This is a genomic window from Streptomyces sp. NPDC012508 (assembly GCF_042902595.1).
GTDB lineage: Bacteria > Actinomycetota > Actinomycetes > Streptomycetales > Streptomycetaceae > Streptomyces.
In genome coordinates, this window is the sequence record NZ_JBIBEO010000003.1 from 334925 (window position 1) to 350623 (window position 15699).

Consider the following 15699-nt stretch of genomic DNA (forward strand, 5'->3'; position numbering starts at 1 on the left):
TCGTTGCTGACGGTCGGGCCCTTCGTAGGGTTCCCCGTATCCAGAGGCACGATTCGTTCGTGCGACCGTACAAACACCACGGAAAGAGTGACCCAGTGGCCGCCGCCCGCCTCGTCGTCCTGGTCTCCGGCTCCGGCACCAACCTTCAGGCGCTGCTCGACGCCATCGCCGCCGACCCCGAGGGGTACGGCGCAGAGATCGTCGCCGTCGGCGCCGACCGCGACCACATCGCCGGCCTGGAGCGGGCCGAGCGTGCCGGACTGCCCACCTTCGTGTGCAAGGTGAAGGACCACGCGACCCGCGAGGAGTGGGACCGCGCCCTGGCCGAGGCCACCGCGGCGTACGAGCCCGACCTCGTCGTCTCCGCCGGCTTCATGAAGATCGTCGGCAAGGAGTTCCTCGCCCGCTTCGGCGGCCGGGTCGTCAACACCCACCCGGCCCTGCTGCCCAGTTTTCCCGGTGCCCATGGAGTGCGGGACGCACTCGCGTACGGCGCGAAGGTCACCGGATGCACCGTCCACTTCGTCGACGACGGCGTCGACACCGGTCCGATCATCGCCCAAGGCGTGGTCGAGGTCCGGGACGAGGACGATGAAGCCGCTCTCCATGAGCGCATCAAGGAAGTCGAGCGTTCGCTGCTCGTCGAGGTCGTGGGGCGTCTGGCCCGGCACGGCTACCGCATTGAGGGACGAAAGGTAACAATCCCGTGACCGCCGAAGGTACGAAGCGCCCCATCCGCCGCGCACTCGTCAGCGTCTACGACAAGACCGGCCTTGAGGAGCTGGCTCGCGGCCTGCACGAGGCGGGTGTCGCCCTCGTCTCCACCGGCTCCACCGCCTCGAAGATCGCCGCCGCCGGTGTCCCGGTCACCAAGGTCGAGGAGCTCACCGGCTTCCCCGAGTGCCTGGACGGCCGGGTCAAGACCCTCCACCCGCGCGTGCACGCCGGCATCCTGGCCGACCTGCGCCTGGAGGACCACCGCAACCAGCTCGCCGAGCTGGGCGTGGAGCCCTTCGACCTGGTGATCGTCAACCTGTACCCGTTCAAGGAGACCGTGGCCTCCGGCGCCACCCCGGACGAGTGCGTCGAGCAGATCGACATCGGCGGCCCGTCGATGGTCCGCGCCGCCGCCAAGAACCACCCGTCCGTGGCGGTCGTCACCAGCCCGGCCCGGTACGCCGACGTCCTCGCGGCGGCCAAGGACGGCGGCTTCGACCTGACCACGCGCAAGCGCCTGGCGGCCGAGGCCTTCCAGCACACCGCCGCGTACGACGTGGCGGTCGCCTCCTGGTTCACCGACAGCTACGCGGCCGACGAGGACGCGGAGCTGCCTGAGTTCCTCGGCAAGACGTGGGAGCGCAAGTCGTCCCTGCGCTACGGCGAGAACCCGCACCAGAGCGCCGCGCTCTACACCGACGGTCTGCGCGGCGGGCTGGCCAACGCCGAGCAGCTGCACGGCAAGGAGATGTCCTTCAACAACTACGTGGACACCGAGGCGGCCCGGCGTGCCGCCTTCGACCACGACGAGCCCTGTGTCGCGATCATCAAGCACGCCAACCCGTGCGGCATCGCGCTCGGCGAGGACGTCGCGGAGGCGCACCGCAAGGCGCACGCGTGCGACCCGCTGTCGGCCTTCGGCGGCGTCATCGCCGTGAACCGTCCGGTGTCGGTGGCCATGGCCGAGCAGGTCGCGGAGATCTTCACCGAGGTCATCGCCGCCCCGGACTTCGAGGACGGCGCGGTCGAGATCCTGGCCCGCAAGAAGAACATCCGGGTCCTGAAGGTCGACGGCTTCCCGGCCGCGATGATCGACGACATCAAGCCCATCTCGGGTGGCGCGGTCGTCCAGCACCTCGACCTCTTCCAGGCCGAGGGCGACGACCCGGCGAACTGGACGCTGGCGGCGGGTGACGCGCTGTCCGCGGAGGAGCTGACCGAGCTCGCGTTCGCCTGGAAGGCGTGCCGCGCGGTCAAGTCCAACGCGATCCTGCTGGCGAAGGACGGCGCCTCGGTCGGCGTCGGCATGGGCCAGGTCAACCGCGTCGACTCCGCGAAGCTCGCGGTCGAGCGGGCGGGCGAGGAGCGGGCGCGGGGCTCGTACGCGGCCTCGGACGCGTTCTTCCCCTTCCCGGACGGGCTGGAGATCCTCACGGCGGCGGGCGTGAAGGCGGTCGTGCAGCCGGGCGGCTCGGTGCGGGACGAGCAGGTCGTCGAGGCGGCGAAGAAGGCGGGCGTGACGATGTACTTCACGGGCACGCGCCACTTCTTCCACTGATCCGAACGGATACGACGGACGGCCCGCCGGTACGCCCTGTACCGGAGGGCCGTCCGTCCGTACGGGCCCGACCCCGGCCGTTCGTCCGTGTGCGCCGACCCGGGCCGTCCGTCCGTACGGGCCCGACCCCGGCCGTTCGTCCGTGTGCGCCGACCCGGGCCGTCCGTCCGTGTGCGCCGGCCCGGCCCGGGCCGTTCGTCCGTGTGCGCCGACCCGGGCCGTCCGTCCGTGTGCGCCGACCCCGTCCGTCGCAGCCGGTGGTCCGGCAGAGGGCCGGTGGACGAGCGCGGAACGCCGTCGGGCCGTGGGGCGGGCCGGAGCGCTCTGGTCTAATGGGTTGCTCTTTTGTCGGCGGCTGGTAGGTGGGGGCGCGGTGTTGGATGTACAGAGCGGGGCGGTGGAGACCTCCGCCCCGGAGACCGGCCGCGCCGAGCCGCCGGAGCGCGGGCTCGGCGAGGCGCCCATACGCCCGTACGCCCTGGTGGCGGTCGTGCTGTGCGCGCTCTACTTCCTCTACTCCTGGGTCCAGTACACGCACTTCCGTACGCCCTCCTGGGACCTCGGGATCTTCAACCAGTCCGTACGGGCCTACGCCGAGTTCCGGGCGCCGATCGTCGACATCAAGGGCCCCGGCTTCCTCATACTCGGGGACCACTTCAGTCCCGTGACGGCGCTGCTCGCGCCCCTGTACTGGATCTGGTCCTCCCCGCTGGCCCTCCTCTTCGCCCAGGCCGCGCTCTTCGCCGCCTCCGCCGTCGTCGTCGGCCGCACCGCCCACCAGGTGCTCGGCAGCCGCGCCGCCGGACTCGGGCTCACCGTCGCCTACGGCCTGTCCTGGGGCCTCCAGGAAGCGGTCAAGTCCGACTTCCACGAGATCGCCTTCGCCGTCCCGCTGCTCGCCCTGACCTGCCGCGCCCTGCTCCTCGGGCGCTGGACGGCGGCCGCCGCCTGGGCCGCGCCCCTGGTCCTGGTCAAGGAGGACATGGGGCTCACCGTCGCGATGGTCGGCGCCGTCCTCTTCCTCAAGGGGCAGAAGCGTCTCGGCGCCTCACTGGCCGCCTTCGGCGCCGCCTTCTTCGCCCTGACGGTGCTGGTCCTCATCCCGGCGGCGAGCCGGGTCGGCCAGTACGACTACTGGGCGAAGATCGAGAAGTCGAGCGAGGGCGCCGACGTCTCCTTCGTCCAGGTGCTGCTGGGCTCGCTCGGCTCCGGCGTGAAGTGGGAGATGATCTTCTTCCTCGCAGGCGTCACCGGCTTCCTGGCCCTGCGCTCCCCGCTGATGCTCCTCGTGCTGCCGACGCTCGGCTGGCGTTTCCTCTCCCAGGACCCGAACCACTGGGGGATGCCCTGGCACTACAGCGCCATCCTGATGCCGATCGTCTTCCTCGCCCTCGTCGACGCCGTCCGCGCCGTCCGGACCTCCCCGCGCGCGTGGCTCGTGGCGTACGGCAAGGTCGCCGTCCCGGTCGTCACGGCGATCGCGATCGTGATCGCCCTGGACCTGCCGCTCCGCGAGCTGCTGCGCTCGGAGACGTACCGCACGGACGCCCGGACGCTGGAGGCCCGGCAGGCGGTCGACGCGGTGCCGGAGGGGGCGAGTGTGGAGACGAACGTGACGCTCATGGCCCACCTCACCGCGGACCGCAAGGTCTACTGGGTGGGCGGGGCGAAGGGCGTCAGCCCGGACTACCTGGCCCTCGACCTCGCCTCGGGCTGGTCCCAGCCGGTGACGGACCCGGTGCAGCTGGCGTCCCAGCTGCACCCGGAGGCGCGGTACGAGGTGTCGGCGCGGTCGGGACAGTTCGTGGTGCTCAAGCGGAGCTGAGACGCGCCGAAGGGGCCCGGTTCCGTGCGGAACCGGGCCCCTTCGGTGTAGCTGGCGCGTGATCAGTACTGAGCGCGCTGACGGTTGAACCAGGCCGAGCCGTCACCCTTGCCGACGAAGACCGCGACGAGAATGGCCATCACGGTGTGGGCCAGACCGATGATCACGAAGGGGTAGATGCCGAGGATCGCGGTGATGATGCCGAAGACCAGGGCCGTGACGCGCACACCATTGCCGCCGCTGCCGAACTTGGCACCGAGCACGATCGCGAGGACACCCCAGGCGAGGATCAGCACGGTCACGCCCCAGACGGCGCCCACCGACCAGTCGGCCACCTGCTGGAACTGGACGTCGTCCTTGAGCGCCGGGTCGTCCTTGGCGGCGCTGACGCCGACCGCGGCGAGCGCGGCGAAGATGGCGCCGAGGATCTGGAGACCGCCGATGACGAAGAGCATCACACGGGCCGCCTTCACACCGCCCGGCATCTCCGTGACCATGCCCTGGTAACCGCCGCCGCCGTACGGCTGCTGGACCGGGGGAGCCTGGGGGTAGCCGTAGCCGGGCTGCTGGCCCTGCTGCTGGGGGTAGCCGTACCCCGGCTGCTGACCCTGCGGCTGGCCGTAGGGGTTGTTCGGTTCGCCGAAGCTCATCGCGGGATTCCTCCGTTGGTCTGTGCGGGGACGACGCGGCCCGCGACGGAGGAGCTTTCACACTTATGAGCGATTTGCCCCCCGGCACTGCCCGCGGCAGTTCGCGGACATCGTCGTCGTAGCGTCGACTTTTTGTCCAGTCGGTTCGCACGGGCGTTGTGCGAGTGCAACTTTTCCTTCCGGTTCCGCGCGGTCCGTGTGGTCCGCGCGGACGCGAATTGGAACAAGCGAGGGGTCATCCGGGAGGATGGGCCCATGAGCGCCCAGATTCTCGATGGCAAGGCCACCGCAGCCGCGATCAAGTCCGATCTGACCGCCCGCGTGGCGGTCCTGAAGGAGAAGGGCGTCACGCCCGGCCTCGGCACGATCCTGGTCGGCGACGACGCAGGCAGCCAGAAGTACGTCGCGGGCAAGCACCGCGACTGCGCGCAGGTCGGCATCGCCTCGATCCAGCGTGAACTGCCCGCGACGGCCACGCAGGAGGAGATCGAGGCCGTCGTACGGGAGCTCAACGAGGACCCCGAGTGCACCGGCTACATCGTGCAGCTCCCGCTGCCCAAGGGCATCGACGAGAACCGCGTCCTGGAGCTGATGGACCCGGCCAAGGACGCCGACGGTCTGCACCCGATGAACCTGGGCCGTCTCGTACTGAACGAGCCGGCGCCGCTGCCATGCACCCCCAACGGCATCATCACGCTGCTGCGCGGTCACGGCGTGGAGATCAAGGGCGCGGAGGTCGTGGTCGTCGGCCGTGGTGTCACCATCGGCCGCCCGATGCCGCTGCTGCTCACGCGGCGCTCGGAGAACGCGACGGTCACGCAGTGCCACACCGGGACGCGCGACCTGGCGGCGCACCTGCGGCGCGCGGACATCATCATCGCGGCGGCCGGCGTGCCGCACCTGATCAAGCCGGAGGACGTGAAGCCGGGCGCGGCCGTGCTGGACGTCGGCGTCTCGCGCAACGGCGAGGGCAAGATCGTCGGCGACGTGGACCCGGGGGTGAACGAGGTCGCGGCCTGGATCTCCCCGAACCCGGGCGGTGTGGGCCCGATGACTCGCGCACAGCTGCTCGTCAACGTCGTCGAGGCCGCGGAGCGCGCGGCCGAGGCGCTCTGACGATGACATCGCGCGTGACGGGGGACGACACCTCGGACGCCTCGGACGCCTCGGACGCCCGGGGCGCGTCGGGTGCTCAGGGCGCTTCGGGCGCTGCGGCTGCCTCGGGCAGGTCGCGAGCTTCGACCGGCTCGGGCGCTGCGACCGCCCCGGGCAGGCCGGGCGTTTCGGGCGGCTCGGCTGCCGCGGGCGCCTTGGGCGCGTCGGGAGCCTTGGACACCTCGGGTGCTTCGGGCGCCGAGGGCCTGGGCGCCGAGGGCCTGGGCGGGGTGCCGCACGCCGCGGAGGCCACGGACGCTGCGGTGCAGGGCGGCTCCACCACCTCCGGCGACTCCGCCATCTCCGGCGAGTCCGGGGCCGAGTCGGTGGCCACGGTGGGGTCCGGGGCCGAAGCCGGTACGGAGGCGTCCGGTGACGCCGCCGGGCGGTCGCGGCGGCCTCCGGCGCTGACCACCGACACCGCACGGCCCGAAGGCGGCGGGCGGGCCGCGGCCGGCGGGGCCTCGGCGCCCGCGCGCCAGTGGCCGCTGCTGACCGTGCTCGGGCTCGCCGCGCTGGGGCTGCTGGTCGTCGGTACGGATCTCTTCCCGCAGTCGTTCCGCGTCGGGACGGTCCTCGTCGGCGTCGCGCTGCTCGCCGGCGCGGCGCTGCGGCGCGCGCTGCCGTCGGTGGGCATGCTCGCCGTACGGTCGCGGTTCACCGACATGGTGACGTACGGCGTCATGGGCGGGCTCATCGTGCTGCTCGCGCTCATGGTGCAGCCGGACCCCTGGCTGAAGATCCCGTTCCTGGAGGACATCCTCCATCTGACGATCACCTAGGCCGCACGGCTTGCGGAAACGGCGCCCGTCCTCTCCCCCGAGGGAGGACGGGCGCCGTTCCTCTTCGAGGATCATGTACGCGCCAATGCGGTTCAAGCGCCGCCCGTGCCCTGTGGCACGGAAGTGACCATTCCGCTACTCCGTCACGCTCCGGGGGCGCGCGCTCGTCACGTACGCACCCCTGCGCCCCTGCCCCGGAGCTGTCATCCTGGCCGGAGCATCTTCCGGGGGTCGTCAGGGGTGACGAGGGGGAACCGCACATGGCTCGCGGCAAGGCGCCGCCCGGTGAACTCGACCCGCGCGTAGGTGAGTTCGTCAGCCAGTTGCGACGCCTCGTCGACCGCAGCGGGCTCAGCGTCGCCGCCGTCGCCGACCGCACCGGCCACAGCAGGGCCGCCTGGGAGCGGTATCTCGACGGACGTCTCCTCGCGCCCCGCGGCGCCGTCGTCGCGCTCGCCGAGGTGACCGGCGCCGACAGCGGCCGACTCACCGCGATGCGGGAGCAGGCCGAGCGCGCCTGGAGCCGTACCGAGGACCGTCGCGACCCAGCCGCGGAGGCCCAGCGCCTCTCGCAAGCCCGTTCCGCCCACGGCACGAACGTCTCGACGGAGACCAGCGGCAGCAGCGGGGGCGGTGGACACGGTGCGGGTACGGGCGCCAGTACGGCCGCCGGTACGGGCTCCGTATCACCGCGCCGTACCACCGCCCCCGCGAGACCGGGGGACGAGCCGCCGCCCGCCTCCCCACCGCCCCGCCGCCGCGCAGTCCTGCTCCTCACCGGGATCCTCGGCGCGCTGCTCGTCATCGCCGCCGCCGTCCTCCTCACCGACCTCGGCAGAACCGGCAACGGCGGCACCGACGGCCGCGGCGGCACGACCGCGAACCCCTCCGCCGGCGCCACCACGCCGCGTGCGACGCTCCCCGCGGGAGTGAAGTGCACCGGCGCCGGCTGCACCGGCCAGGACCCGGAGGCCATGGGGTGCGGCGGCACGTTCGCCACCACCGTCTCCCGGACCCCGGTCGGCGCCGCAGGACTGCTCGAGGTGCGGCACAGCGGGACCTGCGGTGCCGCCTGGGTCCGTGTCACCGGGGCCGCCCCCGGCGACACCCTGAGCATCACCGCCGGTACGGGCGCCGGCGCGAGCCAGGGCACCACCGTGGGCGCCGACCCCGACGCGTACAGCCCGATGGTCGCCGTCACGAACACGGCGGACGCGACCGCGTGCGTGACGCGGACGAGCGGCGCGCGGGTGTGCACCGGCGGCCGCTGACCCCGGTCGGGTGGCAGTGAGCCGGACCACAAGGGGGTGGGGGTTGAGCGGGTCCCGGGTCGGATAGCCTGACCGCTGGATATCTCTTCACGTCGAGACATCGGGTCGACCGATCGATCGTCGATCAAGAGAATCCGACACCAGGGGCAGGGACCCCCACCGCCAGCTGTCTTACGGAGATCGCCATGACCCGCACTCCCGTGAATGTCACCGTCACCGGCGCGGCCGGCCAGATCGGCTACGCGCTGCTCTTCCGCATCGCCTCCGGCCACCTGCTCGGCGCGGACGTGCCGGTCAAGCTGCGCCTCCTCGAGATCCCGCAGGGCGTCAAGGCCGCCGAGGGCACCGCCATGGAGCTCGACGACTGCGCCTTCCCGCTGCTCAAGGGCATCGACATCTTCGACGACCCGAGCCAGGGCTTCGAGGGCGCGAACGTGGCCCTGCTCGTAGGCGCCCGCCCGCGTACCAAGGGCATGGAGCGCGGCGACCTGCTCGCCGCCAACGGCGGCATCTTCAAGCCGCAGGGCAAGGCCATCAACGACCACGCCGCGGACGACATCAAGGTCCTCGTCGTCGGCAACCCGGCCAACACCAACGCCCTGATCGCCCAGGCGGCGGCCCCGGACGTCCCGGCCGAGCGCTTCACCGCGATGACCCGCCTGGACCACAACCGCGCGCTCTCGCAGCTGGCCGCCAAGACCGGCGCGTCCGTCGAGGACATCAAGCGCCTCACCATCTGGGGCAACCACTCGGCGACCCAGTACCCGGACATCTTCCACGCGGAGATCGCCGGCAAGAACGCCGCCGAGGTCGTCGACGACGAGCAGTGGCTGGCCGACACCTTCATCCCGACCGTCGCCAAGCGCGGCGCCGCGATCATCGAGGCCCGTGGCGCGTCCTCGGCCGCCTCGGCCGCCAACGCCGCCATCGACCACGTCCACACCTGGGTCAACGGCACCGCCGCGGGCGACTGGACCTCCATGGGCATCCCGTCGGACGGCTCCTACGGCGTCCCGGAGGGCCTGATCTCCTCGTTCCCCGTCACCTGCAAGGACGGCAAGTACGAGATCGTCCAGGGCCTGGACATCAACGAGTTCTCCCGCGCCCGCATCGACGCCTCGGTGCAGGAGCTGGCGGAGGAGCGCGACGCCGTCCGCGAGCTCGGCCTCATCTGAGACCACCGCGGGTCGCGCCCGGCGCACTGACGCACTGACGCGCTGACGCACCGGCACATCGGCGCACTGACGCATCGACGACCGCCCCCGGCCTGCTCGGCCGGGGGCGGTCGTCTCGTTCGGAGCGGAACTACGGGAGTTCCGCCGCCAGTTCTCCGGCCAGCCCCGCGACGCCCTTCAGCGTCCGCAGCAACAGCCCGTGCCCGAACGTGATCCGGGTCGCGCCCAGTCGCCCCAGTTCGGCGGACGACGGTCCGTCGGGCAGGGCGAGGGCATTGACCGGACTGTCGATCCCGGCGCGCAGCAGCGGAAGATGCGCCGCGGGCGCCATGATCGGATAGACGCAGTCCGCGCCGGCCGCCGCATAGAGCCGCGCCCGCTCGATCGTGTCGGCCACGTCGTCCACACCGCGCACGTACGTGTCCACGCGCGCGTTGACGAAGAGCAGCGGCCCGGCCTCCGCCCGTACCTCCGCCAGCCGGTCGGCCTGCTCCCGGGGGTCCTTCAGCCCGCTCGACCGGTCGCTGTCCTCCAGATTCACCCCGGCCGCGCCCGTCTCCAGCGCCCGCTCCACGAGCTCCTTGGGCGGCAGACCGTATCCGTCCTCCAGATCGGCCGTGACCGGTACGGAGACGGCCCGGACGATCCTCGCCACGGCCGCGAACATCTCCTCGGCCGGGGTCGCGCCGTCCTCGTACCCGAGGGCGGCCGCGATCCCGGCGCTCGGCGTGGCGAGCGTCGGGAATCCGGCCTCCTCGAAGACCCGGGCGGAGGCCGCGTCCCACGGCCCAGGGACGATCAACGGCGCTCCGCCTGCCCGCCCGGCGTGCAGGGCGCGCAGTGTGCCCACGGCCGCCTCGGGGGTCACTTCGCGTACTGCCCGGGGGTGTAGTGGCCGGGGGTCATGCGGGTGGTGACGGCGATCCGGTTCCAGGCGTTGATCACGGTGATGGCGCCGATGACCTGGGCGAGCTCCGTCTCGTCGAAGTGGGCGGCGGCACGCGCGTACACCTCGTCGGGGACGAAGCCGTCGGTGAGGACGGTGACGGCCTCGGTCAGGGCGAGGGCGGCGAGTTCGCGCTCGGTGTAGAAGTGCCGCGACTCCTCCCAGGCGGACAGCTGGACGATCCGCTCGACCGACTCGCCGGCCGCGAGCGCGTCCTTGGTGTGCATGTCGAGGCAGAACGCGCAGTGGTTGATCTGCGAGGCCCGGATCTTGATCAGCTCGTAGAGGGTGGGGTCGACGTCCTTCGCCGCGGCCTGTTCGAGCCGCAGCATCGCCCGGTAGAACTCCGGAACCCGCTCGGCGAGGTTGAGGCGGGGGGCGTGCTCTTCGGCGTGGGCGATCTTCGCGAGGTCCTGCGTCGTCGTGGTCATGCCTCTCACCGTACGAGCGTGATGGCGCAGGAGTATGGTCCATTTACATGGCAGAAGACTGGGCCACTCTCGGGGTCGACCTCCATCTGGACCTGCGCGGACCCGGCCTGCGTACGGGGCTGATGGACGCGCTGCGGGAGGCGGTGCGCAGCGGGCGTCTGAAGGCGGGCGTGCGGCTGCCCTCCTCCCGCTCGCTCGCCGCGGATCTGGGGATCGCGCGCAACACCGTCGCCGACGCCTACGCCGAGCTGGTCGCCGAGGGCTGGCTGACCGCACGGCAGGGATCCGGGACCCGGGTCGCCCGGCGGGCCGTGCCGCGCCGACCGGTCACGTCCGGAGTCCGCCGCCCGGCGGCGGCCCGGCCGGGCGCCGTACGGCCGGCGTACGACCTGAAGCCGGGCAGCCCCGACCTCGCGTCCTTCCCGCGCGCCGAATGGCTCAAGGCCTCCCGGCGCGCCCTGACGGCCGCGCCGAACGAGGCCTTCGGGTACGGCGATCCGCGCGGCCGGATCGAACTGCGCACGGTGCTCGCCGAGTACCTCGCGCGGGCGCGGGGTGTGCACGCGCGGCCCGAACGGATCGTGATCTGCTCGGGGTTCGTGCACGGGCTGATGCTGATGGCTCAGGTGCTGCGGGCGCGGAAGGTGTGGGAGGTGGCGGTCGAGTCGTACGGACTCGACGTGCACTGGGAGCTGCTGACCCGCGAAGGGCTGCGGCTGCCCGCCCTGCCCTTCGACGAACTCGGCACCCGGACCGAGGGGCTGCCCGGGATGAAGGGCGTGGGGGCGGTGCTGATGACGGCCGCCCACCAGTTCCCGATCGGCGGGGCGCTGCACCCCGACCGTCGGGCGGCGGCGGTCGACTGGGCGCGGGCTTCGGGCGGGCTGGTCCTGGAGGACGACTACGACGGGGAGTTCCGTTACGACCGCCAGCCCGTGGGCGCGCTCCAGGGCCTCGACCCCGAGCGCGTGGTCTATCTGGGCACCTCCAGCAAGTCCCTCGCGCCCGGTCTGCGGCTGGCGTGGATGGTGCTGCCGGAGGACCTGGTGGACGAGGTGGTCGCGGCGAAGGGCCATGTGGACTGGGTGTCCAGCTCGTTGGACCAGCTGACGTTCGCGGAGTTCCTGGGCTCGGGGGCGTACGACCGTCATGTACGGGCGATGCGGCTGCGGTACCGGCGGCGCCGGGACGAGCTGGTGGCGGCGGTGGCCGAGCACTCCCCGGGGACGCGGGTGAGCGGGATCGCGGCGGGGCTCCACGCGGTCCTGCGACTCCCGCCGGGCCAGGAGCAGGAGGTTCTGCGCTCGGCGGCGTGGCAGGGCCTCGCGCTCCGCGGCCTCAACCACTTCCGCCACCCGGACGTTCCGCGGACGCAGGACGGCCTGGTGGTCGGTTACGCGACACCGCCGGACAGCGCGTGGTCGGGCACGCTGTCGGCGTTGTGCCGCGTCCTGCCATGACCGCGGCCCGGATGCCCGCGCCCGGCCGAGGTCACCCTCGCGCGGCCGGGCGCCCCGGTGCGGGCAGCCACGCCGCGACCCAGTCCCGTGGGGGGCACCGCGCCGCGACCGTGCGCCCCCGCGCGGGCAGGCGCCCGCACCCCACCCCACCTGCGTGTGGGCAATCGCCCCGCTGGGGCGTGGGGGTCCCCCCCCGGACGGAGTCTGGGGGAGGGTGGGCACACGAGACAGCGCCCCTGCGGGCGCGTCCGCTCCGAGCACCCCCGCACCACGAGGCACGTCCACGCCTCAGGACCCTGGGCCTGCCGGGCCCAAGAGGCAGAGGCGCCTGCTAGGGCGCCGTCCGTTGTGCCCACCCTCCCCCAGACTCCGTCCGGGGGGACCCCCACGCCCCAGCGGAACAGTTGCCCACAACGGGGTGGGCGGCGTCGGGCAGGGGCCCCGGGGCTCGGGGCCCGGGGGCAGAGGTCCTGCAAAGGGCGTCGTGCGACACGGAGGTCGGGGCGCGCGGCGCAGGGGGTGTTCATAGCGCAGGGTTCTCGTTGGGCTCCGGGGTCGGCGGTTCTCCGAAGCGCGCCAGGACCAGCGCCGCCGCCACCGCGACCGTGAAGCCCAGGATCGCCAGCCACGCGTACCCCTCCCGCGTCCGGTCACCCAGCCAGATCACGCCCACCAGCGCCGGGCCGATCGTTTCGCCGAGGACCGCGCCGGCCGTCGCCGTCGTCACCGACCCCCGCTGGAGCGCGGACGTCAGCAGGACGTACGCCGACCCGCCGCCCAGGAGCAGTGCGTACACGGCCGGGTTCGCGAGGTCCCAGCTGTCGATCAGCCGGACCGCCACCTCCACCACCCCGAAGCCGAAGCCGGCGCAGAGTCCGAGCGCCAGCGCCCGCGGTCGGCCGGGCAGCCGCCCGGCGGCCGCGCCGAGCGCAAGCACCGAGAAGGCCGCCGCCAGCATCGCCCACCGCAGCGCTTCCGACGAGCTCTGCTCGCCCTCGGCGCCCGAGGCGAGGGCGAGCATCGCGAGCCCCACGCACACCACGGACACCGCCGCCCACTCCATCCGGTGCAGCCGGACCTTGAGCAGCCAGGAGGCGGCCACCGCCGTGACCGCCAGACTCGCGGCGAGCGCCGCCCCCACCACGTAGATCGGCAGGGTCAGCAGGGCGACGACCTGGAGCCCGAAGCCGATCCCGTCAAGGGAGAGCCCGGCCAGATATCGCCATTGCCGCATCACCCGCATTTGCAGGGCCACATCGACTCCGGCGCCCGTCCCGGGCGTCGCCGCCCGCGCGCCGAGCGCCTGCAACACCGATGCCATGCCGAAGCAGACCGAGGAACCCAGAGCGCAGATCATCCCAAAGAGCACGAATGGACTCTAGTGCGGGGGCGCTCGGCCACCGGCCTAAACTGTGCGGTCGCGACCACGGGATGGGGAGGCTGTTTCATGCGCAGGCTGAGGTCGAGCACGGTCGTGCTCGGAGGTATGGGGGTGCTCGCGGCGACGATCACGTCCTGCGGCTCCGAGCCCGACAAGCGGTGTGTCGACCCGCTGACCCGCGAGAAGCTGCCGAGCTACGAGTGCGAGAGCGGAAGCGGCAGCGGCGGCACCACGGCCCGCGGCTCGTACTACTACGGCGGCAGCGTCAGCGACAACCGCGTCAGCGGCGGCAGCTTCGACAAGAAGGCCGTCGACACCGGAGGCTTCGGCTGCTCCGGTTCCAGCGGCGGTTGAGCGGAGAGACTGCGACATGCGGCGGCACACGATCGACCCCCGGCCCGGGTGGCAGCAGACGGTGGAGGAGCAGGGGCTCGTCTACCCCCTGACCCGCTACCCCGACGGCGCCCTGCGCCCGTACTGGGACGAGAGCGCGTACTACTCCTTCACGCTGCCCGAGGTCGAGGCCCTGGAGGAGGTCGTCGAGGAGCTGCACGCGATGTGTCTCGCGGCGGCCGCGCACATCGTCGAGAAGGATCGTTTCGCCGATCTCGGTCTCACCGATCCGCGGCTCGTCGCGCTCGTCGCCGAGTCCTGGCGTCGCCGGGCCGAACTGCCGTCGCTCTACGGCCGGTTCGATCTCCGCTACGACGGTACGGGTCCGGCCAAGATGCTGGAGTACAACGCCGACACGCCGACCTCGCTGGTCGAGGCCGCGAGCCCGCAGTGGTTCTGGATGGAGGAGCGCTTCCCCGGCGCCGACCAGTGGAACTCGCTCCACGAGCGGCTCGTCGACGCCTGGAGGCGCCAGGCGAAGCTGCTGCCGCCGGGCAGCCCGGTGCACTTCGTCCACTCCGACGGCGACGAGCTCGGCGAGGACCTGATGACGGTCGCGTATCTGCGCGAGACCGCCCAGCAGGCCGGGCTCGACACGGAGGCGCTGTCGGTCGAACAGATCGGCTGGGACCGGTTGTCGGGGCGGTTCGTGGACGACCGGCTGCGGTTCATCCGCAGCTGCTTCAAGCTCTACCCGTGGGAGTGGCTGACCACCGACCGCTTCGGCCCGTACGTCCTGGACACCCTCGACAACGGCGGCGGCACGGGCACGACCTGCTGGATCGAGCCCGCCTGGAAGATGCTGCTCTCCAACAAGGCCCTCCTCGCGATCCTCTGGGAGCTCTACCCGGGCCACCCGAACCTGCTGCCGGCGTATCTCGACGGCCCGCGCGAACTCGCCGCGACCGGCGGCTACGTCGCCAAGCCGCTCCTGGGCCGCGAGGGCGCGGGCGTCACGGTCCACGAACCGGGCGCGGCGGCCGTCGTACGTGACGAACCCTGTTGCTACCAGGCGTTGGCCCCGCTCCCCGACTTCGAGGGCAACCGTGTCGTGCTCGGCGCCTGGGTCGTCGAGGACGAGGCGGCGGGGCTCGGCATCCGGGAGTCCGCGGGCCTGATCACGGACGAGTACGCCCGCTTCCTGCCGCACGTCATCCTCTGACCGCCACCGCCACCGCCACCGCCACCGCCACCGCCACCGCCACCGCCACCGCCACCGCCACCGCCGCTCCCTGGGCCGCTACTCCGGTACGTACTCCCTGAGCGGCGCAGGCTTCAGGCCGGCGGCCTCGGCGGCGGCCAGGGCGCGCGTCAGGTCCTGCTCCAGGGTCTCGTTGAAGTGCAGCAGGATGATGTCGCCGGCCTGGAGCGTCGGCGTCGGCGGGCTCCACTGCCCCCAGGTGGTGAGGTCGTACGTCCAGGTCACCACAGCCTTCGCCCCGCAGGCGCGGGCGGTGGTACGGGTCGTCTCGTCGTACGTCCCGTAGGGCGGGCGCAGCAGACGCGGGCCGTCGCCGAACTCGGCGAGATGCCGCTCGCGCGCCCCGCAGAGCTCCGCCTTCTGGCCGGCCGCGTCGAGCGTTGTCAGGTCCGGGTGGTTGACGGTGTGGTTCTCGACGCGGGAGCGGCCCTGGTCGAGCAGGGTGTGGAAGTAGCCGGAGTCGTACGAGTAGGCGCCCGGGAGCAGGAAGAGCGAGGCGGGCACGCGGCGGTCGATGAGGACCTTCGCGGCGGCCGGGTCGTGGAACCAGCCGTCGTCGATGGTGATGAAGACGACCGGGTCGGTGGTCGCGACACGGGAGACGACGGGGACGGGCTCGGGCCAGGCCGCCGCGGGGGCGGCGTGCGCCGGGCCCCCGAACGCGCCGAGCAGCGCGAGCGGGACGAGGGCGGCGACGGCGCCACGCAGCGCGCGGCGGGGGCGGGGTCTCGGCATGGCCGCATCATTGGCCTAG

The 15699-nt window shown here is 72.5% G+C and carries 15 protein-coding genes; 10 read left to right on the top strand and 5 right to left on the bottom strand.

Annotation, left to right across the window (positions count from 1 at the left end):
• Positions 1-95: 95 nt before the first annotated feature.
• From purN to ACFY8U_RS11965, 3 genes are all read left to right on the top strand, one after another.
• The gene (gene purN / locus ACFY8U_RS11955; RefSeq protein ID WP_361667738.1) at positions 96-710 is read left to right on the top strand and encodes a phosphoribosylglycinamide formyltransferase; all 615 of its coding nucleotides are present in this window, start codon (positions 96-98) and stop codon (positions 708-710) included.
• Complete coding sequence (gene purH, locus ACFY8U_RS11960; protein WP_361442679.1) at positions 707-2275, top strand: bifunctional phosphoribosylaminoimidazolecarboxamide formyltransferase/IMP cyclohydrolase; 1569 nt, start codon at positions 707-709, stop codon at positions 2273-2275. The genes purN and purH overlap by 4 nt, the downstream gene beginning before the upstream one ends.
• Before the next feature lie 373 nt (positions 2276-2648).
• Complete coding sequence (locus tag ACFY8U_RS11965) at positions 2649-4100, top strand: DUF2079 domain-containing protein (RefSeq protein WP_389568876.1); 1452 nt, start codon at positions 2649-2651, stop codon at positions 4098-4100.
• A gap of 62 nt (positions 4101-4162) precedes the next feature.
• On the opposite strand, the gene ACFY8U_RS11970 is transcribed toward ACFY8U_RS11965, so the two are convergent.
• Positions 4163-4750: a hypothetical protein gene (locus ACFY8U_RS11970; RefSeq protein ID WP_361596473.1), complete on the bottom strand. Its 588-nt coding sequence runs from the start codon at positions 4748-4750 to the stop codon at positions 4163-4165.
• Between the two features lie 255 nt (positions 4751-5005).
• Here ACFY8U_RS11970 and ACFY8U_RS11975 point away from each other — a divergent pair, with 255 nt between their 5' ends.
• From ACFY8U_RS11975 to ACFY8U_RS11990, 4 genes are all read left to right on the top strand, one after another.
• Complete coding sequence (locus tag ACFY8U_RS11975; RefSeq protein WP_361596476.1) at positions 5006-5866, top strand: bifunctional methylenetetrahydrofolate dehydrogenase/methenyltetrahydrofolate cyclohydrolase; 861 nt, start codon at positions 5006-5008, stop codon at positions 5864-5866.
• Positions 5867-6078: 212 nt separating this feature from the next.
• Positions 6079-6687 (top strand): DUF3017 domain-containing protein, encoded by a 609-nt coding sequence (locus ACFY8U_RS11980; RefSeq protein WP_389568879.1) that lies wholly within the window; start codon positions 6079-6081, stop codon positions 6685-6687.
• A gap of 260 nt (positions 6688-6947) precedes the next feature.
• Complete coding sequence (locus ACFY8U_RS11985; protein WP_389568882.1) at positions 6948-7958, top strand: DUF2690 domain-containing protein; 1011 nt, start codon at positions 6948-6950, stop codon at positions 7956-7958.
• Between the two features lie 185 nt (positions 7959-8143).
• Positions 8144-9133, top strand: coding sequence for a malate dehydrogenase (locus tag ACFY8U_RS11990; protein ID WP_361596485.1), 990 nt, complete (start codon positions 8144-8146; stop codon positions 9131-9133).
• Positions 9134-9263: 130 nt separating this feature from the next.
• On the opposite strand, the gene ACFY8U_RS11995 is transcribed toward ACFY8U_RS11990, so the two are convergent.
• Both ACFY8U_RS11995 and ACFY8U_RS12000 read right to left on the bottom strand, forming a co-directional pair.
• Positions 9264-10001: an isocitrate lyase/phosphoenolpyruvate mutase family protein gene (locus tag ACFY8U_RS11995; protein WP_389568885.1), complete on the bottom strand. Its 738-nt coding sequence runs from the start codon at positions 9999-10001 to the stop codon at positions 9264-9266.
• Entirely contained in the window at positions 9998-10510 is a 513-nt protein-coding gene (locus tag ACFY8U_RS12000; RefSeq protein WP_361596491.1) for a carboxymuconolactone decarboxylase family protein, read from the bottom strand. Before ACFY8U_RS12000 ends, ACFY8U_RS11995 begins: the two co-directional genes overlap by 4 nt.
• Positions 10511-10557: 47 nt before the next feature.
• Between ACFY8U_RS12000 and ACFY8U_RS12005 the strand changes: the two genes are divergently transcribed.
• Positions 10558-11970, top strand: a complete 1413-nt coding sequence (locus tag ACFY8U_RS12005) for a PLP-dependent aminotransferase family protein (RefSeq protein WP_389568889.1) — start codon at positions 10558-10560, stop codon at positions 11968-11970.
• 523 nt (positions 11971-12493) lie between these two features.
• Here the strand turns inward: ACFY8U_RS12005 and ACFY8U_RS12010 are convergent.
• On the bottom strand, positions 12494-13327 hold the full coding sequence (locus ACFY8U_RS12010; RefSeq protein WP_389569709.1) for a hypothetical protein: 834 nt from the start codon (positions 13325-13327) through the stop codon (positions 12494-12496).
• Between the two features lie 90 nt (positions 13328-13417).
• On the opposite strand from ACFY8U_RS12010, the gene ACFY8U_RS12015 reads away from it, so the two are divergent.
• Both ACFY8U_RS12015 and ACFY8U_RS12020 read left to right on the top strand, forming a co-directional pair.
• A complete protein-coding gene (locus ACFY8U_RS12015; protein ID WP_389568892.1) occupies positions 13418-13705 on the top strand; it encodes a hypothetical protein in 288 nt (95 codons plus the stop codon).
• A gap of 16 nt (positions 13706-13721) precedes the next feature.
• On the top strand, positions 13722-14906 hold the full coding sequence (locus tag ACFY8U_RS12020) for a glutathionylspermidine synthase family protein (protein WP_361596500.1): 1185 nt from the start codon (positions 13722-13724) through the stop codon (positions 14904-14906).
• Between the two features lie 78 nt (positions 14907-14984).
• Here the strand turns inward: ACFY8U_RS12020 and ACFY8U_RS12025 are convergent, their stop codons facing one another.
• Positions 14985-15680: a polysaccharide deacetylase family protein gene (locus ACFY8U_RS12025; protein WP_389568895.1), complete on the bottom strand. Its 696-nt coding sequence runs from the start codon at positions 15678-15680 to the stop codon at positions 14985-14987.
• Positions 15681-15699: the final 19 nt, after the last annotated feature.